This window comes from Evansella vedderi (assembly GCF_030813435.1).
GTDB lineage: Bacteria > Bacillota > Bacilli > Bacillales > Salisediminibacteriaceae > Evansella > Evansella vedderi.
This window is the reverse complement of the sequence record NZ_JAUSUG010000011.1, coordinates 1-22,412: the sequence shown is the minus strand read 5'-3', so window position 1 is coordinate 22,412 and position 22,412 is coordinate 1. Positions and strand designations below refer to the sequence as shown.

29 protein-coding genes are annotated in these 22,412 nt (G+C 36.3%); all 29 read left to right on the top strand.

Annotation, left to right across the window (positions count from 1 at the left end):
- Positions 1–29 precede the first annotated feature (29 nt).
- Positions 30–4,436 (top strand): PQQ-binding-like beta-propeller repeat protein, encoded by a 4,407-nt coding sequence (locus J2S74_RS13930; protein WP_307326408.1) that lies wholly within the window; start codon positions 30–32, stop codon positions 4,434–4,436.
- A gap of 196 nt (positions 4,437–4,632) precedes the next feature.
- Positions 4,633–5,676 carry a hypothetical protein gene (locus J2S74_RS13925; RefSeq protein WP_307326407.1) on the top strand — a complete coding sequence of 348 codons (1,044 nt, stop codon included), beginning with the start codon at positions 4,633–4,635 and terminating at the stop codon, positions 5,674–5,676.
- Positions 5,677–6,099: 423 nt separating this feature from the next.
- A complete protein-coding gene (locus J2S74_RS13920; RefSeq protein ID WP_307326406.1) occupies positions 6,100–6,570 on the top strand; it encodes a hypothetical protein in 471 nt (156 codons plus the stop codon).
- A 98-nt stretch (positions 6,571–6,668) separates the two neighbouring features.
- On the top strand, positions 6,669–7,007 hold the full coding sequence (locus tag J2S74_RS13915; RefSeq protein ID WP_307326405.1) for a DUF4258 domain-containing protein: 339 nt from the start codon (positions 6,669–6,671) through the stop codon (positions 7,005–7,007).
- Between the two features lie 88 nt (positions 7,008–7,095).
- The gene (locus tag J2S74_RS13910; protein ID WP_307326404.1) at positions 7,096–7,389 is read left to right on the top strand and encodes a hypothetical protein; all 294 of its coding nucleotides are present in this window, start codon (positions 7,096–7,098) and stop codon (positions 7,387–7,389) included.
- Positions 7,390–7,818: 429 nt separating this feature from the next.
- Positions 7,819–9,237 (top strand): group II intron reverse transcriptase/maturase, encoded by a 1,419-nt coding sequence (ltrA, locus tag J2S74_RS13905; protein WP_307326403.1) that lies wholly within the window; start codon positions 7,819–7,821, stop codon positions 9,235–9,237.
- A gap of 416 nt (positions 9,238–9,653) precedes the next feature.
- Complete coding sequence (locus J2S74_RS13900) at positions 9,654–10,079, top strand: hypothetical protein (RefSeq protein WP_307326402.1); 426 nt, start codon at positions 9,654–9,656, stop codon at positions 10,077–10,079.
- Between the two features lie 14 nt (positions 10,080–10,093).
- Positions 10,094–10,282, top strand: a complete 189-nt coding sequence (locus J2S74_RS13895; RefSeq protein ID WP_307326401.1) for a hypothetical protein — start codon at positions 10,094–10,096, stop codon at positions 10,280–10,282.
- Between the two features lie 144 nt (positions 10,283–10,426).
- The gene (locus tag J2S74_RS13890; protein ID WP_307326400.1) at positions 10,427–10,726 is read left to right on the top strand and encodes a hypothetical protein; all 300 of its coding nucleotides are present in this window, start codon (positions 10,427–10,429) and stop codon (positions 10,724–10,726) included.
- A gap of 20 nt (positions 10,727–10,746) precedes the next feature.
- The gene (locus J2S74_RS13885) at positions 10,747–11,022 is read left to right on the top strand and encodes a hypothetical protein (protein ID WP_307326399.1); all 276 of its coding nucleotides are present in this window, start codon (positions 10,747–10,749) and stop codon (positions 11,020–11,022) included.
- Positions 11,023–11,065: 43 nt separating this feature from the next.
- A complete protein-coding gene (locus J2S74_RS13880) occupies positions 11,066–11,248 on the top strand; it encodes a hypothetical protein (RefSeq protein WP_307326398.1) in 183 nt (60 codons plus the stop codon).
- 169 nt (positions 11,249–11,417) lie between these two features.
- Entirely contained in the window at positions 11,418–11,756 is a 339-nt protein-coding gene (locus J2S74_RS13875) for a hypothetical protein (RefSeq protein ID WP_307326397.1), read from the top strand.
- 22 nt (positions 11,757–11,778) lie between these two features.
- Positions 11,779–11,991, top strand: coding sequence for a hypothetical protein (locus tag J2S74_RS13870; RefSeq protein ID WP_307326396.1), 213 nt, complete (start codon positions 11,779–11,781; stop codon positions 11,989–11,991).
- A 49-nt stretch (positions 11,992–12,040) separates the two neighbouring features.
- Complete coding sequence (locus J2S74_RS13865; protein ID WP_307326395.1) at positions 12,041–12,247, top strand: hypothetical protein; 207 nt, start codon at positions 12,041–12,043, stop codon at positions 12,245–12,247.
- A gap of 895 nt (positions 12,248–13,142) precedes the next feature.
- Positions 13,143–14,489, top strand: a complete 1,347-nt coding sequence (locus J2S74_RS13860) for a 5'-3' exonuclease (protein WP_307326394.1) — start codon at positions 13,143–13,145, stop codon at positions 14,487–14,489.
- A 29-nt stretch (positions 14,490–14,518) separates the two neighbouring features.
- Positions 14,519–14,704 (top strand): hypothetical protein, encoded by a 186-nt coding sequence (locus tag J2S74_RS13855; protein WP_307326393.1) that lies wholly within the window; start codon positions 14,519–14,521, stop codon positions 14,702–14,704.
- A gap of 17 nt (positions 14,705–14,721) precedes the next feature.
- Positions 14,722–15,042: a spore protein H gene (locus tag J2S74_RS13850; protein WP_307326392.1), complete on the top strand. Its 321-nt coding sequence runs from the start codon at positions 14,722–14,724 to the stop codon at positions 15,040–15,042.
- A 156-nt stretch (positions 15,043–15,198) separates the two neighbouring features.
- Positions 15,199–15,423 carry a hypothetical protein gene (locus J2S74_RS13845; protein ID WP_307326391.1) on the top strand — a complete coding sequence of 75 codons (225 nt, stop codon included), beginning with the start codon at positions 15,199–15,201 and terminating at the stop codon, positions 15,421–15,423.
- Positions 15,424–16,007: 584 nt separating this feature from the next.
- Positions 16,008–16,769, top strand: coding sequence for a PadR family transcriptional regulator (locus tag J2S74_RS13840; protein ID WP_307326390.1), 762 nt, complete (start codon positions 16,008–16,010; stop codon positions 16,767–16,769).
- A gap of 155 nt (positions 16,770–16,924) precedes the next feature.
- A complete protein-coding gene (locus J2S74_RS13835; RefSeq protein WP_307326389.1) occupies positions 16,925–17,182 on the top strand; it encodes a hypothetical protein in 258 nt (85 codons plus the stop codon).
- Positions 17,179–17,604: a hypothetical protein gene (locus tag J2S74_RS13830; RefSeq protein WP_307326388.1), complete on the top strand. Its 426-nt coding sequence runs from the start codon at positions 17,179–17,181 to the stop codon at positions 17,602–17,604. Before J2S74_RS13835 ends, J2S74_RS13830 begins: the two co-directional genes overlap by 4 nt.
- The gene (locus J2S74_RS13825; RefSeq protein ID WP_307326387.1) at positions 17,585–17,944 is read left to right on the top strand and encodes a hypothetical protein; all 360 of its coding nucleotides are present in this window, start codon (positions 17,585–17,587) and stop codon (positions 17,942–17,944) included. Before J2S74_RS13830 ends, J2S74_RS13825 begins: the two co-directional genes overlap by 20 nt.
- 192 nt (positions 17,945–18,136) lie before the next feature.
- Positions 18,137–19,336: a hypothetical protein gene (locus tag J2S74_RS13820; protein ID WP_307326386.1), complete on the top strand. Its 1,200-nt coding sequence runs from the start codon at positions 18,137–18,139 to the stop codon at positions 19,334–19,336.
- 102 nt (positions 19,337–19,438) lie between these two features.
- A complete protein-coding gene (locus J2S74_RS13815) occupies positions 19,439–20,725 on the top strand; it encodes an MBL fold metallo-hydrolase (RefSeq protein ID WP_307326385.1) in 1,287 nt (428 codons plus the stop codon).
- Positions 20,726–20,785: 60 nt separating this feature from the next.
- The gene (locus J2S74_RS13810; protein WP_307326384.1) at positions 20,786–20,914 is read left to right on the top strand and encodes a hypothetical protein; all 129 of its coding nucleotides are present in this window, start codon (positions 20,786–20,788) and stop codon (positions 20,912–20,914) included.
- A gap of 5 nt (positions 20,915–20,919) precedes the next feature.
- Positions 20,920–21,354, top strand: a complete 435-nt coding sequence (locus J2S74_RS13805; protein ID WP_307326383.1) for a hypothetical protein — start codon at positions 20,920–20,922, stop codon at positions 21,352–21,354.
- A gap of 20 nt (positions 21,355–21,374) precedes the next feature.
- Positions 21,375–21,632 (top strand): DUF3006 domain-containing protein, encoded by a 258-nt coding sequence (locus tag J2S74_RS13800; protein WP_307326382.1) that lies wholly within the window; start codon positions 21,375–21,377, stop codon positions 21,630–21,632.
- A 26-nt stretch (positions 21,633–21,658) separates the two neighbouring features.
- Positions 21,659–22,000, top strand: coding sequence for a hypothetical protein (locus J2S74_RS13795; protein WP_307326381.1), 342 nt, complete (start codon positions 21,659–21,661; stop codon positions 21,998–22,000).
- Positions 22,001–22,079: 79 nt separating this feature from the next.
- Positions 22,080–22,412, top strand: a 333-nt coding sequence (locus tag J2S74_RS13790; protein WP_307326380.1) for a Holliday junction resolvase RecU, incomplete at its 3' end; no start/stop codon positions are given.

Genomic DNA, 22,412 nt, shown 5'->3' with positions numbered 1-22,412 from the left:
TGTTATTGAGAAAGGTAGGTGAAATATAGATGAATATAAAGATCAAAAAAATTATTATTACTGCTCTTATAATTATCATGAGTTTTACATATATGTTTGAGGACACTGCTGAAGCAACTGATTACCCAATGATAGGTTTTAACGAACAACAAACAAAATACATTGAAAATCATATGTTTCCATATAAGTTTAAGGGGGTTATAAATCCAAATGGACATTTAACTGGAACGTATTCAGCTCCTATTATTGTTGATAATATCGCTTATATGATGGGGACAGAATCGGCTAGAGTAATAGCTTATGATTTAATTGAGGAAAGGGTTTTATGGACATCATCTACACTTAGAGGTAACTGGAGTGGTCATCCAGCCTCTCCAATTGTAGTAGACGATAAGCTTGTTGTTCCAACCGGTCGATATGTACATGTATTAAATAAAAATACAGGTAGTTTATTTAAGCGTATTAATGTGGGTGTTGATGATTCAGGATGGAGAGTTAATAGATTTGTAGGTACACCGCTGCATTTTCGAAATGGTGAAGTATGGGCTTCAGGGTGGCATGGGCATATTTTTGGATTCAATGTCCATAATAGCTCCACTACTCCATTCTTTAACGAACAAACAAATTTTGTGTTATCAGCTTCACCGGTCTTAATGGAAAGAAGTAGTTTCTCACCACGTATTGTGTTTGCAGGAGATAGTCATGCAGGAAGATTGTTTAGGGTAAATCCTCATAATGGAGGAAGTATGCATGGGAGTCAAAGCACAACTTATGGTGTTGCTGCTACTGGTGTTGCAATTGATGATGATAATTTTATAGCTGTTGATAAAAGGGGTAGAATGTACCGATGGAATACTTCAACAGGGGCGTATAATTCATATAACAGTATCCATAATGTATTTGGCACTAATCAACTCATGAACATGGGTGTAGGTTATAGTCCACGTCTAAATAGAATATTTGTATCTACTAATAGGAGTAGTGATGGGAGGGGTTACGTTTATAATGTAAATCCTAGTAACGGCTCATATACTCAAATTTTCACTAATGCAGCAGGGATGAATTCGGGTCCAACTGTCTTTTCGGATGATAAGATTATGGCAACGCTTAGAGACGGTAGAATATTTTCTCGGCTACATAATGGAGATTGGGTAGCCTGGTACTCAGGAAATACGATGTGGTACGAGTTAGATGGAGCTAGGATGTATTCAGATCCCGTTATTGGGGGTGGGGATAAGAAAGTCATGATGATTAACGGTGCAAGCGGAGTATACCTCTTTGAACCTGATTACCCCAACATTCATGGTCAGTATACACAAGCGAGAGATTCTGATGGTAATGTAAGAACGACTTTTGATTCTACTGAAGAAATACATTTTGTAGGGCGATTTATCAATAATGGTGTTCGTTCTGTATCTAATGTTCCTCATAGGATTGTTATAAATGGAACTGGAACTAATGTTCAAACCCTTAGTTATTCTGTAGATCAACAAAGATGGCCTAGTTTAAGAAGAACCTTAGATCCTGGGACATACGAGATATATTTCATAGCAGACCCCGGTGGGAATATCACCATGACAGATGGAAGCACAAGGCGTACTCCTACAATAACAATCACAGTAGAGCAAGGTGATACTGAACCGCCAAAGTATGTTTCTAGCTCAATCTCAGGTTATCAGTATAGAGATGGTAATGATTACTGGATAGGTCCAGGTCGACAGATAAGTTACCTCATGAGAGCAAGCGATAACGTAGAATTATATAATGTTCACTCAAGATTATTGGGGGATGGCTCAGATTCAAGGTCAGGCTATAGGACTGATAGAGGGACGGTCACCGCTTGGGAAAGTTGGCCGTCATTTGACTTCGTTTCTGGTGAAAAAACATATGAGAGTAAGACGAGTAATGGTCATGTTATTGAAACTCGAACCACTGTGAAAGCAGATAGTAACATTACAGGAAATTTATATCACTCTTTGCAATATTGGTTTAGAGATACGGCTATGAATACAGTGGGTTATTCTAATACAGGAAAGAGAATAAACATTGATGGAGATCCACCAAGTCATATAAGTCATGCTCTAACAGGAGCAGATTATGTTGATGGAAACGACTACTGGGTAAAGCCAAATACAACAGTTAATGTTAGATTGCGGCAGCATGATGATGGTTCAGGTAATGCTATACAGTATTTAAGGTTGCTCGGAAGTGGTGAAGATGCTAGGAAAAGACATAATTTCGACCAATCATCAACTCATATTGCAGATGTAGGGAATGGTTTCCCTAGCTCGCATGTAAGTATCTCAGCTGCTAATAGAACTGAAAATACTGCTTACGGTAATGTTAACTGGACAGTCGAACCTCACACACATGGTCATTCCTACGATGTTATGTGGCATTATAGAGATAATGTTCGTAACGATAGGGGATATGATACCGGCGAGGGACAGACAGGTATGAGTTTACGCGTTGATGGTGTCGCACCTTTCATAAGTTTCAGTCCAAATAACAGTGCCTGGACTAATGAAAGTGTTACTGTAAATGTTAATGCGTCAGATAATCACTCAGGAGTTAATAGGTTAAGGTTTAGAACAGAAAACGATGGTAGTTGGGGGAGTTGGAGTAGCTGGTCTAGTCAGTCAAATAGAGAGATAACTCTAAATTCAGAAGGAATTAGACGAATACAAGTACAAGTTGAAGATAATGTAGGTAATACAAGAACTGTAACCAGTGGATATTATTACATTGATAAGACTCCTCCAGAGCAAACAAGTTATGGAATTGAGGGACACAGGTATCAAAGTGGTAATGATTATTGGATTAAACCAAACGATACTTTAGATATTAGCCTCCGTGGTTATGATGAAGATGCAGGTCTAAGAACAACTGGTTTAAGTTTAGGGTCTAGTACTGTTCGAGAAGTAGCAGAGCATAATTGGAATGGGTCGTCGACAAATATTAATCACATAACAACCGATCCTGCGTTTGATATTTTTTCAGTTAGTAGAACTTACAATAGCGGAGCCTATAAAGAAGCGACTTTTGAAGTCAGAGGTAACACCCACGGTTCAAATTTTATAGTTCGTTCCCGTTACAGGGATAATGCTGGAAATATATCAGAAGGGGATGCATATGGATGGAGTAATTCTTTTGCAAGGTTAAGAATAGATGGTGTAGCTCCAATTATTACGTTCAATCCTAATCAACATAATTGGACCAATGATAATATAGATGTTGGTATTTCGATTAGTGATGATCATTCAGGTGTAAATAGATGGAGATATCAAATAGAAACTGATGGTAATTGGAGCTCATGGAGTGATTGGTTCACCACAACAAGTGAGAGTGTGTCATTTACAGAAGAAGGACGTTATCGGATCAGGGTAACAGCTGAGGATAATGTTGGAAACCAAAGAACTACAACTTCAGGTTACTATTTAATTGATGAAACACCGCCTTTCATTGAGTTTAGAAATCAAGATGACACTCAAAACTATCACAGTCGCGATTGGGAAGAAAATGATATTGTTGTACGACTAAAATTCAACGATGATTTATCGGGTTATGATAGTTCGAGGTATCAATGGACAAATAGTACAGACATGCCGACTTCATGGGGTGGTTGGAATACCAGTAGTAATTATCTAGCAACAACTATCTCAGAAACAGGAGAATGGTTCTTGCATGTTCAATCTCAAGATGAGGTAGGAAATGTACGCTATGAATTTAAAGGGCCATACAAATATAAAATAATGCCTGTTGCTAATTTCACTTATGAAGATAAGGCATACTTTGTAGGAGATACGATAGAGGTTGAATCTTTAGCAACCTATGATGAAAACATTGAGGGTAATGGGCTAGACTTTGAATATGAATTTAGGTGGCCGAATGGAACGATAGAAGAATCCACTGAAGAACATCCGACGTTTGTTTTCCCTGATATGACAGGGCAATACACAATAACCCAAACGGTAACGGATATACATGGTCATTATGATACATGGAGTTCTACCATAAATGTCGGTGATTTAGAATTAGATGGGCAAGTACATCATGAGGAACGTTGGAACGATCATAGAAAAGCCTACAATCAAAATGAAACAGGGACAGATGATTCTCCTAGGCATTATGACATGTATTGGGCAGGAGAAAACTTCATTATCAGAGCCTATACGACTAATACAGGGACATCTACTATAGCAGAAAGTGTCACTGTAGAGATGGAAGAAACGGATGAATTTAGAGAACTAAGTACAAATAATAATGTTGAATGGACAGGTAATGTATGGGAAGAGTATTTTGAGCATTTACCTGACGGGACATATACCTTCCGCTTCCGTACAGTTTACTCAAACGGTATTGAAAGAGAAGATACTTATTGGATTGAGATAAATGGTGAGTGGGGTCAGTATATGAGATTCCGAAGAGCAAAATAAGACTAGAATCATTTAAGGCAAAGTCCATATTAATTAAGGGCTTTGCCTTTTTGTTTATGTTCATTTATAATAGATTTAAGAATTATAAAATCGTAAATAACGAAAAAATCGGAAGCACCGATTGCAGATATAGGCGATAAGTATGTCTATTTTTGTAATGGGTGCTTTTTTACTTTTTCAAAAGGAGATGTTGTACTTGGTGAAATCTATTGAAAGTCCTTTGGTTGTTGGAGATTTAGTGAATGAAGGCGAGTTAGCGTGGTTTTGGTGGGTAGAAGAACATAGTCGTTTAGCGATAGTTGGTGACAATCAAAAGACCGTAAAGAGAAGGATGACGAAATCTATTTCGCAATCTGTGGTTAGTAGAGATCCTAATGCTGTTTATTGGATTACAGGAGAAGAAGATCAATCTTCTGTTCAAGGGATACATCCCTTAGAGAGTATTATGTGGGTGGAAGAGTTCCCTGATCCTCCAGAGGATTTTGAAGATCGTCATGTTTTTATCAATCAGCGATTATTCTTTGCTACTTCCTTTTTAAACCTATTGGCAAGAAAAAAGGGAATGGATAGGCGTGAGTTACTTCCTGGTGCTTCATATCGTGGCCACATGGAAGGTCCGATAATTGGATTTGGTAGAGCTTTAGAACGAATGGAAGAATCTCCACATAAAACATGGTTGGCAGAACAGTTTGATTCATTAACACAAATAGATTGGTATAAAACGCAAGAAGGTTTTAAATACCACTTAAATCGTTCAGGAGATCTTGAGGAACGCGCTTTATCATTTTTAAAGGCTGCTTGGTCTTTTTGGACTTTTATTGCCCAACAAGATGTTCCTCAGCAGTTCTTATTGATTGTAGAACCACCAAAAGAGCTATTGTTACCAGATGTTGATCCTGGTATTCGTGACATCATGAAAGAAGCAATTAGTATCTTAAACTATTTAACAGAAGTAACAACTACCACTTTAATTTTATCGTCAGAGGCATTTTTCCCAATTCCTGAATTGAACTTTAGGCATAAGTTATTTTTCGAAACTGCAAATTCTGATTTAGATTTTTGGGATCCAGTTAATAGAGAATCTATCGATATTCCTGATTTATATCGTTCATGGGAAAGAGGCGAAAATGAAGTAGGAATGTGGGAAGATGCTGCAACTGGTGAAAGATATTTGGCGCGTTTCAGAGAAGCGGAAATAGCATTTGATGATGAACTTTTAGAGCAAATGAAGGCTGAATAGAATATAGCGGTTGACACTCATGAAGCATACCGTGGAAAATGAGTTAACGGAATATGAAGTAAATAGCTACATTAAAATAATGAACGAAGATTTAAGTTTATGAGGGTAGAAAAGTTACTTTTTCTATCCTCATTTCTCTATTACAGTGGAAATGTAATAAAAGAATTTTAGTTTTTTATATATCTATGTCCACAAAAGCAGAAATTTTTGGTATCATTAAAACATAAACATTTAATTTTAATTTTTTCACCCGAATTCTGACATGCGTCGGAATTGTATTGATTTGTAGAAATTCAGCCTCATTAAGGTTGCTTAAAGTCTATTTGTTATGGGCTCATAGTGAACTTAATGGGGCTTTTTTGCGTTCTATGAATCTTTTTAAACCAAACACCAATTTACTTTTTTAAAAAAGGAGAGATTTCAATGGAGAAAATTACATTTAAGGACGTTGCAAACAGTATGGGCTTATCGGAAGAGAGTTGTAGAATTTCAATGTCTTTACCGCCTGTTGCCGAAGAAGTAGCCAATTATCGAGTGTTTTGTTTAGCGGAGATGTTAGTTAATCGAGCGAAACCAACGATTAAAAAAGTTACTTACAATCAGTGGGCTGAAGTAAGAAAGGTATTTCTGTATACAACGGATACCTTTATAGCTGTTGTACAGTTTAATGGTAGTCCTCAAACCTTTCCACTAAAAATTCCAATGTCAGCAATTATGGGGCATCCTTCTCATGTTGTAATGAATGCTCGAAAGATTGAAAGGGAATTGGATGATCAGCTGAAAGGTTGGAGTAAGGTGACGCTGAATGGTATGAGGAAGTTTTCGAATATAGTAGAAGTGCTACATGCCATGCAAAATCTTAAAGGGAATAAAGAGAAGAAGAAAGTTAGTTAACTAATTGAACCGTAAAGGTAGAGAGAGCTTATTAAAAGCAATCATACCTTTGCGGTTTTTTATTTTAAAAGGGAGGTAGAGGAACAATGAGTAAACATATGAAAGACTACTGGAGCGATGAGTTACAAGACATGCGTTCTAAAGTGCAATCAGGAGAAATAAAACTTGGAGAACATGTAGACGTCAGGATGGCGAAAAGAGGGATTGATATCTTAGATGTTGCGACTGCCATCTTGACAGGTTCAATCGTTGAAGGATTTGATATTGGACAATATCCTAAATACCGTAACCCAGACCCTTTTCGAACTATCTGTGGGCAGGATTTAAAAGGAAGTTACATAACAGTAGGAGTAGCCATTAAGTCTGACGGTTCTTATTATGTAACTACTGTGTATGTTGGTATTACAGAACGTCTTAAGGATATAGTTGGTTTTTAATTGACCGCAGGAGCCAAAGCGTTCCGGGTTAGTCATTCAAGAGTTTAACATGTTATAATCACCATAATAATATCGTGAGGTGATTGTCATGGGAACACTCTGTGAAAAATGCAAAACGGAGGAAAAGCTAATGACAAAAAATAGAGATGTGAAAACTACTTCAGGTGAGAAGATTAGAGTAACTGATGTTCCTTTTCAAAGTTGTGAGTGTTACGGTGAAACGATCACCATGTTGGATGCAGCAATAGTAGAGTACTATGCTAAAAGTGAAGAAGAACATCAGCATATAATTAGCTTTAAAGTCCTTAAAGAAATGTACAAGGATAAGAATATGATGGATTTAATAGATCCTGAAGGAAAGTTAAAAGGGTTAAGCCATTGATTTTAATGGCTTGACTCTTTTTTTATGTGCGCCACGCATGGCGCGTAACTTGGCGGTGAAAGTCCGCTATGGGGGCTGGCAGTTGCCAACCATTAGCCAAGAGCAAGGGTGTCCACCGCGAGGTGGAATCTGAAGGAAGCTGGAGGCAAAGTTCCGACCCGAGGAACACAAATCGTATCAGGCATCCAAAGTGGGATGAGTCTGCATAACAAGACGAAATCCAATAAACTGCACGGACACGAGGATGTAAATGCGGCGGGTACATGGGATGAAAGCTACGCGTCTTACCGTGGGAGGTCTCACGGACGCATGAAGCGCATTTGCAACATGCGGTTGAAACAAGATTTATCGTGAGAAGTCAGCAGATACCATAGTAGTAACGCAGTCGACGGCGTTATGAAGGGTTGAACCTAAGGAGGTGTTCAGTCAATGAAAGTTACCAAAGTCGGGACAAAAGAAAGCAGAATACCTTGCTGTGGCAAGGGCTACCCGCAAAGAGATAGTGCGGAACACGAAGGGTATGCGGGAGCGCTTACTGACAAGAGGATAACTGAAACAGACCACACCAACACCAACAGCCGAGAGGACGAACTTCTAGAGCGAATCTTGAGCCGACACAATCTCAACCAAGCCTACAAACAGGTGAAGAGAAACAAAGGGGCACACGGAGTCGATGGGATGGAAGTAGAGCATCTTCTACAATATCTCAAAGACAATGGAGAGGAACTCAAGAAGCTCGTCTTGGACGGGAAATACCGTCCGAATCCAGTCCGCAGGGTAGAAATTCCCAAAGACAATGGAACAATGCGTACGTTGGGCATCCCAACGGCAGTAGACAGAGTGCTACAACAAGCGATAACGCAAGTCCTGTCACCAATCTTCGAACCTCAATTCGCGGAAACCAGCTACGGTTTCAGACCGAGAAGAAGTGCTCATGATGCACTGAGAAAGTGCAAGGAATATGCCAACCAGGGATACACCTATGTCGTTGACATGGACTTGGAGAAATTCTTCGATACGGTGAACCAATCGAAGATGATCGAAATCTTATCAAGAACGATCAAGGACGGTAGGGTTATATCCCTCATACACAAGTATCTTAACGCAGGGGCAATGAATCGAGGGGAATTCGAAGAAACAAAACTTGGACTTATACAAGGCGGGAACATCAGTCCGTTATGCAGTAACATCATGCTCAATGAACTCGACCATGAACTAGAACGAAGAGAAATAAAGTTTGTCAGATATGCGGACGATATGATCCTCTTTGCCAGGACGAAAAGATCGGCGCAAAGAATACTAAGACATATCCTACCTTACATCGAAGACAAGCTTAGACTCAAAGTGAATCGGGAGAAAACGACAGTTGCCTACATCGGAAAGATAAAGTTCCTCGGTTACGGATTCTATCCATCGAAAGATGGCATCAAACTAAGAGTCCATACCAAGAGCGTGAAGAAGATGAAGGCAAGAGTGAGAGAGATTACCACGAGAAGTAATGGACTCGGTTACGAACAATTGAAATTAAAATTAAAACAGTTCATCACTGGATGGGTCAATTACTTCAAACTTGCGGACATGAAGAACCTGCTCAAGAAGACGGACGAATGGCTAAGGCGGAGATTGCGAATGTATATCTGGAAACGTTGGAAACGAATACGAACCCGATATACAATGCTACGTAAACTAAATTTTGACCACAACACCGCATTCAAATTCGCATGCACAAGAAAAGGCTATTGGCGAGTCGCCAACAGCCATATCTTAAATACATCTGTAACTGATGCCCGTCTAAGACAGGCAGGCTACGTATTCTTCACGGATTATCTTAAAACTGTTCGAATGTAAACTTAGGAACCGCCGTATACCGATCGGTACGTACGGTGGTGTGGGAGGTCGGCTGATCAATTAATGTTCAGCCTCCTACCCGATTTGTAGATAGTAATAAAAACTGGAAAGAATTCCAGTTCAATTTCCCATAAGTACTTTTAACCTCCAGTAAACTATTATATAATATAATTATATTTAATTTAATTTTTTGTAATTCACGAGTGGACAAGCGTCCTTTCGATTCTAATAGCTTTTTAAAGCTAAATTCATTTAGAAACAAGTGTTTCTAATGTTTAACTATTAGAATGGAAAGGGCATTTTGTGTCCATTTTTTGATTTTTAATTGCCTGTAGGGAAGTTAGTGGAATTTTCACTATGCTTTTCTATGGGCTTTTTGATTTTTCCAAAACTTTTTTTGAAGGGAGTGATTTTAAATGAGTATAATACAAGTAATGTTGTTGGTATTTGTAATTGTTGTAGGGGGTGCTTTCGGAGGTTTTCTCTACAGTTTAAATAAAAGGAAAGAATTTGTGTTAATGAAGTATAAGGTCTACAAAACTAAGCCTAATGCCATTGATTTCGGCTCGTTTACTGAAATGTTTTTTGGTATAGGAGCTAGCTTAGTGGTAAACAGTTTAGGTACTGTAGCCTTACACATCACAATTGACCTTTTAGTGAATTTAATTGATATCCCATCTGCTGAAGTATGGTTGTTAATCTCTACAGCTGGTATTTCGGTGGCTGCTGGATATGCAGGATTAAAATTACTAGAAAGAAAGGCTGGTAAAATAATTAACAAAAACTCCACAGACGAACTAGATGACATAATTAAAGCAATGAACGAAGAATTGAAGAAATAGGAGGAGTGTTTGAAATGGCAAAACAGCCAGCACCTAAGTATTCTCTGGATGAGGTGAACATCCTCATCCGTGAATGCTTATATCACTTGAAAGTCGCTGAATGCGATGAAGAAGTAAGGAAGAGAGCAGCTCAATTACATACCATCGAGGAATACAAAAGAAAATTTTATGGAGAATCCGAAGAATTAAAAACAGCGCTTTAGATTTATGATCTAAAGCGTTGTTTTTTTATGTTTAGACATAATGCTAATTGTTTGTTATAAAGATAATAAAGGGAATATTAGGACATAGAAAGGAAATGATTATTAACATAACGGTGCATTATTAATGTTTTGGAGGTGTTGTATATGTTAACCAAAGAAATCACATCGAGCTTTATGAGATTTATAAAGTTAAGTAGTGTATATGTAAAATTGGATGGCGAGGATGCAGAAATTATATTAGATGAAATAAAAGTTATTGCAGAAGAGGTTAAACCGTATCTCTCCAAATTACCTGAAGAAACAAAACAGAAGTATCGAAACATTTTAGACCTTCTGCAAAAAAGCTATAAAACCGAACAAGTTCCAGATAAAGACGAATATACAAATTTATTATCACAAGAATTATCTGAGTTGGAAAAGTTGGTAGAGAGAAAGGGTGATTAAATATAAAGTATGTTGAGTTAATGATTCGTATATTGGATTTACTTACTATAAAATTTAAACTACAGCAACATAAGGACCAAGAAATCATCCAACGAGAGATTAATAAATACATTGATATGATGCCTAAAGCCGATAAAACAGGTGTTGATAGTGAATTAGAAGGAACCTATATGCAAATAGTCGATTTATATACTAAGGCATTATCAGCTCCGTCGAGCGGAGAAAAGTTGGTTTATATGCATCAATTAGAGCAAGAAATAGAGAAAATAGATAGACTTAAATCGGGTAATGAATAGTGAAAAGAACTAGATAAAATAGTTAATAAGAGGAGAAGGTAACATGTTAAAAGTAACTACAAATCAATTAAGATTTTTACTAGATGCTATTAAAGAAGCTGAGATAGAAGAGATGATAGGATATCATGAAGAAGGGGAGGAACCTTCAGTTCAAGATAAAGAAATAAAAGAAATGAATGAATTTCTAAGAGGAATAAAAGAGGGCCAAACAATAGAAGTAAAATAATATTAGATTTCTATTCCATTTGCGTATCTGTGCTTTTGTTATACTCATTTTTATGTTATATTATAATTAACATCAATCGAATATATTAAATGCGAAGCACGCATTAGTCCTATTGTTTTTACCGTGGGATTAGTGTGTGCTTTTTTCGTTGGAAAAGGAGAGCTGTGATTTGGGGTGGATACAAGAAGAGAAATGGGATGTATTGATACTAGCAGTTATAATCTCCTATTTTTTGATAGGGGCATTCATTAACTTTATTATATTCTTACTTGCCAAAATTAGAGAAGAAGATGAACGATATGAGATTTGGGACCCAGTATTGAATACCATACCTGGTTTTATCAACTTTGTCTTTGTCTATAGTCTACTTTGGCTGCCGGTTATGATTCCATTTGTGCTGAACAGAAAACAGAAGCAAGGCAACAGGCAAAAATCAAAATGGGTTTATTTTATTAAACACCCTATCCAAGCTTACAAGGATTGGTTTATGAAGCGTTATTACCAATAATTAAAAGAGAGGAGAAAGTGTTATGAGTTCAATCGGAAAGAGAATTGAGGTAAAAATGCCAAATGAATTATCGAAAGAGGAATTATTAGAACGATTAGCGGTTGCAAAAACAGAATTGAAGTTAGCTCTTGAAAACTTTGAATTCGAAACAGTTAAAGGTTTAAAAGAGGATATTGCAACTTACCATAGTGAGTTAAAAAAAAGGAAAGATAAAGAAGTGCGACAGGCTCGATAGAGTTGGTTAATCATCAAACAATACAAAAATTTAAGGGGGAATAACTATCATGGCTGGAAGTTTAGAGAAGAGTATCAAGGAGTTAGAAAATGCTTATGAAAAAGTACAAGATTTCATGCAAGAAAATGAAGGACAATTAACGCAAATTCAATATACGGATCTTGTTGTCATTGCAAACGAATTTAAGGAAGCTATTCGTAGCATTAAAGTGGATTGTAATTTACAGACGGATGATCGAATCTTTATCAAAGAATAATGATTTTGTATCTTCTTTCTTAAAGAAAGGGTGAAAGAAATGAGAATAAGAATAGCATTAGCTTTTATAGTTATACTGATGTTAGGTATAACTATGGGCTGTAAAAACACCATTCATATGGCTCCTTTACATGACTTTAACGAAATTAATAATATACAACAATACACCGTAGAGTAAAGTGTACGGAACCATCTTTTATATCGTTATGATTCTCATGTTAAATGGTAGTAGGGGATAAGTATTTTTCATCAAGTAGGAGAAGATTTATTCTAAAAATGAAGGGATCGCTATTTAAAAGCGGTCCCTTAAGCTTTAATCAGTCCAGATTAAATAAATGGGGGGAAAAATGAAAAATCAATTGATATCTTTGGGTGTGTATATCACTATTCATTATAGTTTTTTCATTTACGAACTTTTGATGACTAATTTTTGGATTCCTGTAAGTATCGGCGTATTTTTAATTCCTAATTTTTGGCCTATTATATTTACAATATGGTGGTCGTTGGATTGGATTGTGGCTCGAATTAGGAAAGATCAAACGATCTCATTTAAAATAAGAATTGTTACTTTCTCGATAGCTATTAGCATTTCCTTTTTAGCCCTTTCTCAAATTTTTTCAACGTATGGGTGATAGCTTTTAAGTATCACTACTTTTGAAACAATCTCTATGTTATAATAGGTTTATAAATAATTAATTATTTTTTATTCTAACTTCCAGCCACGCGGCCAGAAGTATTTGACTGATTGAATTGATGATTTACATAGATGGGACACTTGTGCTCAAAATCACCTTATAGGTGCTTGATAGTCTGTATTTTTTGGACTAATAGCTCTCTATAAGGTGATTTTTTTATATACAAAAACACCAATACAAATTTTTGAAAGGAGAGGTTTAATGATGAAAAGCTCTGAAACAATCAAGGCATGTCGTGTGGCGTTACCAAATAGGCACACGTTCATTACTATTAAAACATGTCTACTGAGTTTAATAGCTCAATTAAAAAAGGAGAAGTCAGTTCGTAAGGTTGAAGGGATTACTGTACGAAATGGTTGGATGGAAGTTCTTCTATCTGAGGGAGAAGTTAAAGATTGTTCGGTAGATGATCGTTTAGTTAAGGGAGAAGAAGGAATTAAGCTAAACATTCAAGAGAAACTAAATGTTGAGTCGTGTAAATGTTTGATAGAGGACTTAACAAATCATTTGATTTCATCAGGTATGAAGCAGAAGTCGAAAACAATCAATACGTTAATTGCTGAAGATGGAATCTTTAAGATTGAATGGGAAAAAGGGGTTCCGCAACAAGAAATAAATACAAATGAGAAGGTAACTTCTATTCGCAAGAAGAGTAAAACTCCTGATGAAACTCTAGTAGTCATTGACGGGAATAATATGTTGTCACGAAGTCATTTTGCAACCGCTTATAGAGGTACAGATGATTTAATGAGAACAGCTGACGGAAGATATACAAATGGTGTGTATGGTTTCATAAACATGTTGTTTAAATTGCTAGAAATATATAAGCCTACCAATTTAGCAGTAACGTTTGATGTGAGTAGATCTTCTACCTTTAGACGTCAGATTCATCCTGAATACAAAGGATTACGAGAGGAAACAGATCCTATCTTAAAGGAGCAATTCGACACCCTGCAATATGTATTGGATAAAATGTCTATTCCTTATTTCAAAGTCGATAGCTTTGAAGCTGATGACCTCATTGGTACTTTCGTTAAGGAATGGTCCAATAAAAAGGGAACGCCTTGTTACATGGTGAGTAACGACAAAGATTTATACCAATTATTAGATGGTAATGTTTTTCAAGTTTATCGAGAGAAAAAGCAAGATGTGGTTATCTCTAAAGATAATTTCATAGAGAAATACGGGATTCAACCTTACCAATGGATTGATGCTAAAGCAATAATGGGGGAATCTGGTAAAAGTAGCGATAACATACCTGGTATCAACGGGATCGGCCTTAAAGGTGCGCTAGACCTTCTCGCTTCTTACTCTTCATTAGATGACATCTACGCAAACATAGATGAAATAAAAGGGGCTAAGAAAAAGAAATTAGATGAAGGGAAAGACGACGCTTACTTGAGTAAGAAACTAGTCACTATTCGTACTGATGTTCCAGACATTCAAAATATTAACTTGGATGATTTACGCATTAAATTAAACAGAAATGGAACACTTGAAGTTTTTGAAGAGCTGGAATTTACCTCGTTACTAGAAAAAATAAGCTAATGAGTTTTTTAATAGGGAGGAGAATTTGAATGGCTAAACCAAATACAACTATTCATAAGTCTTCTAAAATTTATCGCAAATTACTCAATGCGAAATCAGAATATCAAGTGTTTAAGATTATTGAGAGGCTCGATGAAAAAACCAGTAAGCAAGTGCTTAACATATTTGTCGAGCAGCAAAGGAATAAAAGTGAGTTATTAAGAGAGTCAGTATAAAAAGGAAGGTGTAGCTGATGATAGTCAGAATCACATTCAGTAATAATTTAGTCATGTTATTCGGCAATTCGTATAAAACATGGGAGGAACAATTTAAAGATTATTACTTACTATTTAAAGATGAATTACCGAAGCCTGAAAATGTTGAAGTTACATGGAGTAAGTGGATCTCTTTCGGGGGGTTAAAGTGGTGTTCGCATGAGAATTTTCAATCTCAATTAAATAGAGAAGGGGTACAAGGTGATGAACCAGATAATCCGAATCCTCGTTCTTATGCTGAGATGAACTTTTTTGAAAACGTTCAAGCGAAACAAAAGATACAAGAAATTATGAGTTAAACTCTTAACAATCTAAAATTAGTTTGGTATTATAGAGTTAACAAATAAAAAACGTCATGAAATTGCGAAGCACGTAATTTCCTCTTATATATACATGAGGTATATATACAAAGGGGAATTTGCGTGCTTTTTCGCGTTTAAGAGAGGAGAACTAGAATGTTTATTAGCTTATTAACAATAGCGGTTATTTTCTTTACTTGGCACTACCATACTCGCAATGGTCCAATAGGTATTCCATTTAATATATTCGGAACATTGTGTGCGATGGGGGCTTTAAATGCATTATTTTCAGGTGAGCTTGGTGCACTTTTAGGTCTTATTGTTGTAGCTTTCATCTTATATGCTCTAGCACCTGTGTTTGGAGAAAAGCCGATGGATTAACTCCGGTCCCGCTCCAAAATGAAATAATAGATTCATAGTCTTTTAATACGCAGAAGGTGTTCTATCAATTTTTTATAGTTTTTAACATCCGTCATTTTATTTACACCAAAGACTATACTAAAAGTATCTCGTTGGAGGACAAATAGGAATTATATTTACATATCATTCTTTTCCTTCTCTCCAACCTGAGTGCGTATGAGTTCATTTTAGGCCTGTGTGTCAGTTTATCTTAACTACTGTTCTTCTTATCTCATGAGATGGAAAGGATCTACTTTTTTCCGAGCTGACCCCCTGCTTAACGCGCGCGGCAGTCCAACTCCCCCCCTTTCCGTCCTGTGAGAGATAGATACGAATCTATCGATAATAATCGTATGTAGTAGATAAGTACGAATCTATCCGAAGCAATAGGAAGTTTAAAAAGAAAAGGTAATTGGAAGAAGGGAAGAAGGGGGTGAGTAGGGAATATATACAGAGAGTCCTCCAACGAGGTACTTTATTTTATACTGTATATGGACATAGAATGAAGGTGCACACATAATAGACCTCTTACGGTTATTGGGGGGTTAAGAAAGGAGGGATTAGTCATGGAGAGTGTAGCGGAAAAAACACTTACAGAAGGAAAGTTAGGTTTAACACGTAAAGAAGTCATCAAAATATACGTCCTTAGAGAGTTAAAGAGTATTCCCCGTTCAACAGCAGACCTATACAAGTCATTTAACGAAACCTATCCGTTGCCGAAGCGGGAAAAGTCCCGTTCCTATGTCTACAAAACCGTACAAGAAATGGAAATAGAAGGTCTAATCGCATTTAATCCTGATGGGCGTAAAAAAATCTTCTCCCTCACAAATAAAGGAGAAGAAACCTATAATACTTACTTTTCAGTTTATGGTAAGAGCTGTGAAAGAATCCTTATTGTTCTTAAGAAAATGAGGGACGATGCTAGGAACCAGTGGAAAGATATCCCTGTGGTGTTAGAAGATGATGATCGTAAATACATCAGTAAGTTAATTGATGTTGCTTCATTTATTCAATACGTTGTGCTGAAACATCTCCACCACCATAACCGGCGCATACATGGGTATGAGGTTTATCAATACATGAAGGAACGTTACAGCTGGACCACAAGTGACTCCTACTTTTATGAAGTTATTAAAGGAATGGTTGAACTAGCTTGGATTGAAGGGGAATGGGATGATGACTACAGACGTTCTAAACGAATGTATGTCTTAACGGACTTAGGGAGAGAACCTAATTTCAGTAATGTTGAAGATAAGGCACTCTATCATATAGACCAGGCTTATAAGTTTGTAAAAGATTTACTGAGTTTGTTTGATAAGAAGGGATGATGTCCGATCGTAATAGATGTACCGAATTACTGTTATATGATTGAATGGTTTATCCTAAAACAAATTAACCTTTTCAAAATTTGCACCATGTTGGACCTACAATATATCCTTAAACATATAGAACGATACACTATATATAGGGAGGCGTTTTAAAAATGAGTTTACCAATCAATAGACCAACAATTGAAGATATGAATCAGCTCGATACAGCAGTATTGATGGAAAAGTATTCTCTTATCCTGGGGATGATGAACTATGGAACCCCTGAGCAAAAGAAGCAAGCGAAAAAAGAATTTGAAGGAATGGATACTTTAATCCATCAACACGTAAACTCCGCTGCATTCCATGAAGCAAATTTCCGTTTAGGATTCAGCGAAGAAGAGCTACGATTCATTGAACCATATAGAGAATGAACAAAGCACCTTTTCGTTCACCGAGTAAAAAATGGCTTGTTTTCATCATCCCTCTATCTATAATTTCTATTCTGTTATGTCTTAATTATAGCATTGAATTAGTTTTCAGGGAGGAAACAAGCCTTACAAAACCACTTTTACTGGTCGGTGTTTTCACGCTATTTAGCTCAACCTATTTGTTTACAGGATATCGTTATTTACTTTGGTCCAACCCATATAAGAATGAATTGTATGACCTACAAAAAAAACTACCAGTTGTTGTTTATAAGGATGGATATTATCATATAAACGAAGATTTATTGATAAAGATGAATTTGGATCCCAAACCATATAAAATCATACAAAGAAGAGAGTTAAAGTATATATATCATTTAGATAATACAAATAAGCGTGGTGAATACAATGAAAGTAATCAATTATAATCATTTTAGGGAACTGTTAGAAGGTGTGGAAAGTCATCTTAAAAATGAGAAGGCCGATAAAAGGGTTATTCAAACTACTATTTTAACTCTCAGTCAATTTTCCGTATGGTTCGAAATGAACAAAAATATGCGTTTTAGCAAAGAACACATTACTTTAGAAAATATCTATGAATATCAACGACACCTAATGGATATAATGCCTTCAGGGTTTGAGAAGAAAATACTGAAACAAATCTCTGCTTTGCACAACATTTTATCCTATTTGCAAGACAGAAGGTTTCAAAAAGTGGCTGACTTTAAATATGTAGCGAAGCAATCCCCCTCTTTCCAGACAGTTTAAATGTATGATAAAATAAGTTTAAGAGCTTTGTTTTTATCCAATTGAATAAATATAATTGTGGAAGCACCGCAAGCTGTGGCCTTATAAGAAAGGCTTAGTTTGTGGTTTTTTGTTTTTTATGAACATATTCCCTATTGCGAGGAGGTGATTATCATATATAAAGCAAGGTACGGTCATCGTAAGGAAGTAATTATGGCTAGGGATTATGATGAAGCAATACATGGGGAATTGATTTGCCCTTTTTGCCCTAGAGGGAAAATGAGTATCAGAAGACCTAAAAATAGAAGGGATCATTTTGTAGTTAAAAACAGAAGCTCTCACACTTGTGATTATTTTTCCAACAGTATAGAAGATAAGGTCAGTCATTACCCTTCTGATACTGTAATGGTGAATAGGCAGGGGTCTAACCTAACATTTACTTTATTTGTTGATGGGGACACTCATTTAACAGTTGATAAAAAATACCCATCCATTTCGTTACCTTCATCCAGGGCATATAAACACCAATCATATGAAAGTGTAACTAAAACAAGATCTGTCCCTAAAGCCAAAATAAGCATGATGTTTATACAGGATATGTATGACCTTATTAAATCTAATGAAAACGATAAGGCGTTAAGCTTCAAATTTAAGATCAGCAAGAAAAGCTTTAAGGTTCGCGAAATCATTCCTGAAGTCCAAGACATTTTAAAACTGGATAAGAAAAAATCATTGAAAAAACACAAACGTTTTATTGTAGGTACTATTTTCAAATGCAGCAGGAATGTTAAAAGTGGCAATCTGTTACTCACTTTAAAAAGGGAAATAGATGAAGATGGTTCTTTTATATACACTAATGTCGTGGTTATGAAAGAGTATCTTGAAAAAATGGGGTATTGTGAAGTCGATTTTAGAGTACAGCGTAAAATTATACTATATTCGAAACCCAAAGTTGATCGTAAGAGAAAGGCTATTACAGTCTTTGCTCGTTCCGAAGAAGATATGATTTTATGGCACGATAAGTCTAAAGATCATGATTATGTTAATTCAGAAATTGAAAAACACATTGATAATTACCTTTCTTATCAAGGGATTGTGCATTACGTCCCTTCTTTAGAGGTTGGAAAAGAACTTTTCACACTTTCAACTAAAGAGAATAAATTTTATGTACCTGGTTGGATTGTTTATATAGGTTCTAAGCCTATTATTATGGAGTATTGTGGTCATTATCCTACGGAGCATAAAGAGTTGATGAAACATAAAATTAATTACTTTTCATCATTAGAACAATACAATTTTATTGCTTTGGAGAAGGAAGATCTAATACCTAAGTTTGAAGGTTTAGAAAGAAAATTAAAAAACATTGTGACCAGATTAGATTTAAAGCCCTTCACCTATTATGGTCCGAAATAAAGAAAAGGGATTTAAGACAACAAAATAACCACTTCAAAAAATGAAAGTTAACCAGCTGTTAGGTAGAATGTAACCAAGATAATAAAGGGGGAGATTTTTACAATGTTCACGGAAAGAAAATCACTTGTGAAACATTTATTTACTTTAATGCTTATTTTATCACTGTTTAGTTTTCTAATAGGGTGTGAGGAATCTTCGTCAAATGTTTCTGCAAATCCTCCAGAAGAAACAACAGAGGTAACTGCTGATGAAGATGCAATAGAAGAGGAGTCAAGTGATGGTGATTCTAATTCTACACCTGACGAAGAAGTGGAGCAAATGGGTTCAAGTGAATATAACGGCGAGTTACAAATTCACTTTATAGACGTAGGTCAGGGGGACTCCACTCTTTTTAAATATATCGTTGATAACGAAATTGTGTATTCTATGATTTTTGACGTTGGAAGACATGACCGAAATGATGTTGTTGAGTACTTAAAAAGTATTGATAGTCTAGACTCTTTGATGTATATGATTTTATCACATCCTCACGCTGATCACATAGGACAAGCCGATAAAATTCTCGAAAACTTCGAAGTAGGAACTGTGTGGATGAGCGGGGACGAACATACAACACAAACTTTTGAAAGAACACTTGATGCCATTCTTGCCAGTGAAGATACTAATTATCATGAACCTCGTGCCGGAGAAGTGCATGAACTAGGACCATTAACCATTGAAGTTATCAATCCAGAAAAGCTCACAGGAGATCTACACGAAGGTTCTATAGGTATCCGAGTGATTTATCATGACTTTGCTGTTGTTCTTACTGGAGATGCTGAGTATCAAACTGAATACGAAATTTTAGAACGCGCTAAACGTACAGATGGGAATTATGAGAGTCTACAAGCTCAAGTGTTACAGCTAGGTCATCATGGTTCTCGAACCTCTTCAACAATGGAGTTTTTGGAAGCTGTAAACCCTGACTTTGCTATTGCTTCCTACGGGAAGGACAACCAATATGGCCATCCCCACCAACCAGTTTTATCAAACCTAGATTCACTAGGGATTATTCTATATGGAACTGCTGTCCATGGAACAATTGTCGTCACAACTGATGGATTCGCTTATGACATCACATCGGAACGTAATGGAAATATAAGCACCTCTGAAGAGTCCGAGCCTAATACGGAAGAAACTGAAACAGTTACTTCTGAACCGAGTTGTATTGATATTAATAGTGCTCCTGTAGAGGAATTAGTGAACCTAATACACATAGGCGAGAGTAGAGCGGAGCAATTGATCGAATTAAGACCATATGAAACTCTAGATGGACTGACAGCTATTTCAGGGATTGGTGCGAGTCGAGTGAGTGATATAAAAGATGAAGGGTTGGCATGTGTAAAATAAGTATTTTCAGGCTGTTGATGTAACATCAGCAGCCTGAATTATAAAAAGGAGTTGGTTTTAATGGCGATTGCAGCTATTAACTCATATGAAGAGCTACATGAAAAAATAAACAAAACTGATGTTTTAGAGAAAAACGCCATTTGTTATACGGCTCATATTATCAATCTAGTTGTTACGATTAATAGGTGATTAAAATGTTATCTGTAAGATGGTTTGCTCTATTTGCAATTATAATGACAGTTGGGGTTGTGATCTATTCTAATATTTTCGATGGAAATACAAATGACCAGAATGATAACCCGCTTTTTAAAAATGAAATATCAGCTCAACAACTTTCCGAAAAAGTTGAAGAAAAAGCTGAGTTTTTTGTATTTTTCTATGAACCAGCATGTGAAGAATGCGAAGAAGTAGCGGAGATTATTATACCTTTAGCAGAGGAATTGGATGTAGACCTATATGCTTTGAACGTTTTTGTTCCGTCTAGTTCAGCTAATACGTGGGGGAATTACGGAAGACCTACAATTCCTTCTGTAGCATTGTTTAAAGATGATATGTGGCACTCGAATTTAAATGGTCCACAAAAGGATAATATATACGAGGAGTTCTTTATGAGGCCCGGATTATATTGATCGGAGAGGTGAGAATGTTTATGAAAGCAGTAATAGATCGAATCGTAGATGATAAGTACGCTGTTATTATTGTCGGTGATGAAGAAAATGAGCATGTTATTCCTTTAGAACAAGTAGTAGACGGAGCAAAAGAAGGTACATGGCTTCATGTCGTTATTAAAAACAATAAGATTATTGAAATGTTAATCGACCAGGAAACAACTAATAGCACTAAGCGACGGATACAAAACAAAATGGAGTTATTGCGACGAAGGAGCTCGTTAAAAAGAAAAAAGTAATTAAATGGGGGAGATGAGATTTTCAAATGAATAGAAATACCGAAAAGCACAATTATGATCTTATGATTTTAGATAACCTTTTCGATAGTGCTGTTAAGGAACTAGGACCGAAAAAGCTCATACAAAATCTATGTGCAACCGCCTCTTCTGTTGTTGGTGTAATAGGTTTCTTGTTAAGTACATTCCCGATATTTGGGTGGTTCTCATTCCCGCTTTGGATAACAGCGATAATTCTAGGGGCGATAGGAAGAAAATCAAAAGTAGCAGGTTTTTTCGGTTGGGTTGGCATGGGATTAGGAGTGTTCACTATAGCATATAAAGTTTTATTCTGGATTTTTATTGACGTTTTTTTGCGTATTATTATGTAACTCTGTTTCACTTTTCGATTTAAAAGACTCTACTAAAGTTATTTAATTGAGAAGCGACAAATTCAAATGAGGTGATCCAATGGCCGATAAAATGTCAATTACAGAGTATAGGAAGTTAATAAAAAGTGAATGGACGGGGGACCCGCTTAACAAGTTAAAGTACGGAAACAGAGGGATGGCTTTTGAAGAGGATTTGGATCTGACTAATCAAAAATATGAACAATTAGGGATCGCGATTATACATAAGCGCCCAACTCCTATAAAACCGCTAAAATTCGATAAGCAAAGTGGAATGATAACTAAAGCGGTCTTTGATGAAAAATCGACAGTTGATTTTGATGGCACTTACAAATCAATGAGCCTTTACTACGAAGCTAAAACGACTTCAAAACCCTATTTCCCTTTGGAAAAT

Coding starts and splice junctions, on each gene's coding strand:
- J2S74_RS13910 (WP_307326404.1), top strand. CDS start 7,096: ATGGGAACACTCTGTGAAAAATGCAAAACGGAGGAAAAGCTAATGACA.
- J2S74_RS13860 (WP_307326394.1), top strand. CDS start 13,143: ATGATGAAAAGCTCTGAAACAATCAAGGCATGTCGTGTGGCGTTACCA.
- J2S74_RS13845 (WP_307326391.1), top strand. CDS start 15,199: ATGTTTATTAGCTTATTAACAATAGCGGTTATTTTCTTTACTTGGCAC.
- J2S74_RS13850 (WP_307326392.1), top strand. CDS start 14,722: ATGATAGTCAGAATCACATTCAGTAATAATTTAGTCATGTTATTCGGC.
- ltrA (WP_307326403.1), top strand. CDS start 7,819: ATGAAAGTTACCAAAGTCGGGACAAAAGAAAGCAGAATACCTTGCTGT.
- J2S74_RS13815 (WP_307326385.1), top strand. CDS start 19,439: ATGTTCACGGAAAGAAAATCACTTGTGAAACATTTATTTACTTTAATG.
- J2S74_RS13865 (WP_307326395.1), top strand. CDS start 12,041: ATGGCTGGAAGTTTAGAGAAGAGTATCAAGGAGTTAGAAAATGCTTAT.
- J2S74_RS13890 (WP_307326400.1), top strand. CDS start 10,427: ATGTTAACCAAAGAAATCACATCGAGCTTTATGAGATTTATAAAGTTA.
- J2S74_RS13900 (WP_307326402.1), top strand. CDS start 9,654: ATGAGTATAATACAAGTAATGTTGTTGGTATTTGTAATTGTTGTAGGG.
- J2S74_RS13885 (WP_307326399.1), top strand. CDS start 10,747: ATGATTCGTATATTGGATTTACTTACTATAAAATTTAAACTACAGCAA.
- J2S74_RS13795 (WP_307326381.1), top strand. CDS start 21,659: ATGAATAGAAATACCGAAAAGCACAATTATGATCTTATGATTTTAGAT.
- J2S74_RS13830 (WP_307326388.1), top strand. CDS start 17,179: ATGAACAAAGCACCTTTTCGTTCACCGAGTAAAAAATGGCTTGTTTTC.
- J2S74_RS13915 (WP_307326405.1), top strand. CDS start 6,669: ATGAAAGACTACTGGAGCGATGAGTTACAAGACATGCGTTCTAAAGTG.
- J2S74_RS13820 (WP_307326386.1), top strand. CDS start 18,137: ATGGCTAGGGATTATGATGAAGCAATACATGGGGAATTGATTTGCCCT.
- J2S74_RS13810 (WP_307326384.1), top strand. CDS start 20,786: ATGGCGATTGCAGCTATTAACTCATATGAAGAGCTACATGAAAAAATA.
- J2S74_RS13930 (WP_307326408.1), top strand. CDS start 30: ATGAATATAAAGATCAAAAAAATTATTATTACTGCTCTTATAATTATC.
- J2S74_RS13840 (WP_307326390.1), top strand. CDS start 16,008: ATGGAGAGTGTAGCGGAAAAAACACTTACAGAAGGAAAGTTAGGTTTA.
- J2S74_RS13835 (WP_307326389.1), top strand. CDS start 16,925: ATGAGTTTACCAATCAATAGACCAACAATTGAAGATATGAATCAGCTC.
- J2S74_RS13880 (WP_307326398.1), top strand. CDS start 11,066: ATGTTAAAAGTAACTACAAATCAATTAAGATTTTTACTAGATGCTATT.
- J2S74_RS13855 (WP_307326393.1), top strand. CDS start 14,519: ATGGCTAAACCAAATACAACTATTCATAAGTCTTCTAAAATTTATCGC.
- J2S74_RS13870 (WP_307326396.1), top strand. CDS start 11,779: ATGAGTTCAATCGGAAAGAGAATTGAGGTAAAAATGCCAAATGAATTA.
- J2S74_RS13920 (WP_307326406.1), top strand. CDS start 6,100: ATGGAGAAAATTACATTTAAGGACGTTGCAAACAGTATGGGCTTATCG.
- J2S74_RS13895 (WP_307326401.1), top strand. CDS start 10,094: ATGGCAAAACAGCCAGCACCTAAGTATTCTCTGGATGAGGTGAACATC.
- J2S74_RS13800 (WP_307326382.1), top strand. CDS start 21,375: ATGAAAGCAGTAATAGATCGAATCGTAGATGATAAGTACGCTGTTATT.
- J2S74_RS13805 (WP_307326383.1), top strand. CDS start 20,920: ATGTTATCTGTAAGATGGTTTGCTCTATTTGCAATTATAATGACAGTT.
- J2S74_RS13825 (WP_307326387.1), top strand. CDS start 17,585: ATGAAAGTAATCAATTATAATCATTTTAGGGAACTGTTAGAAGGTGTG.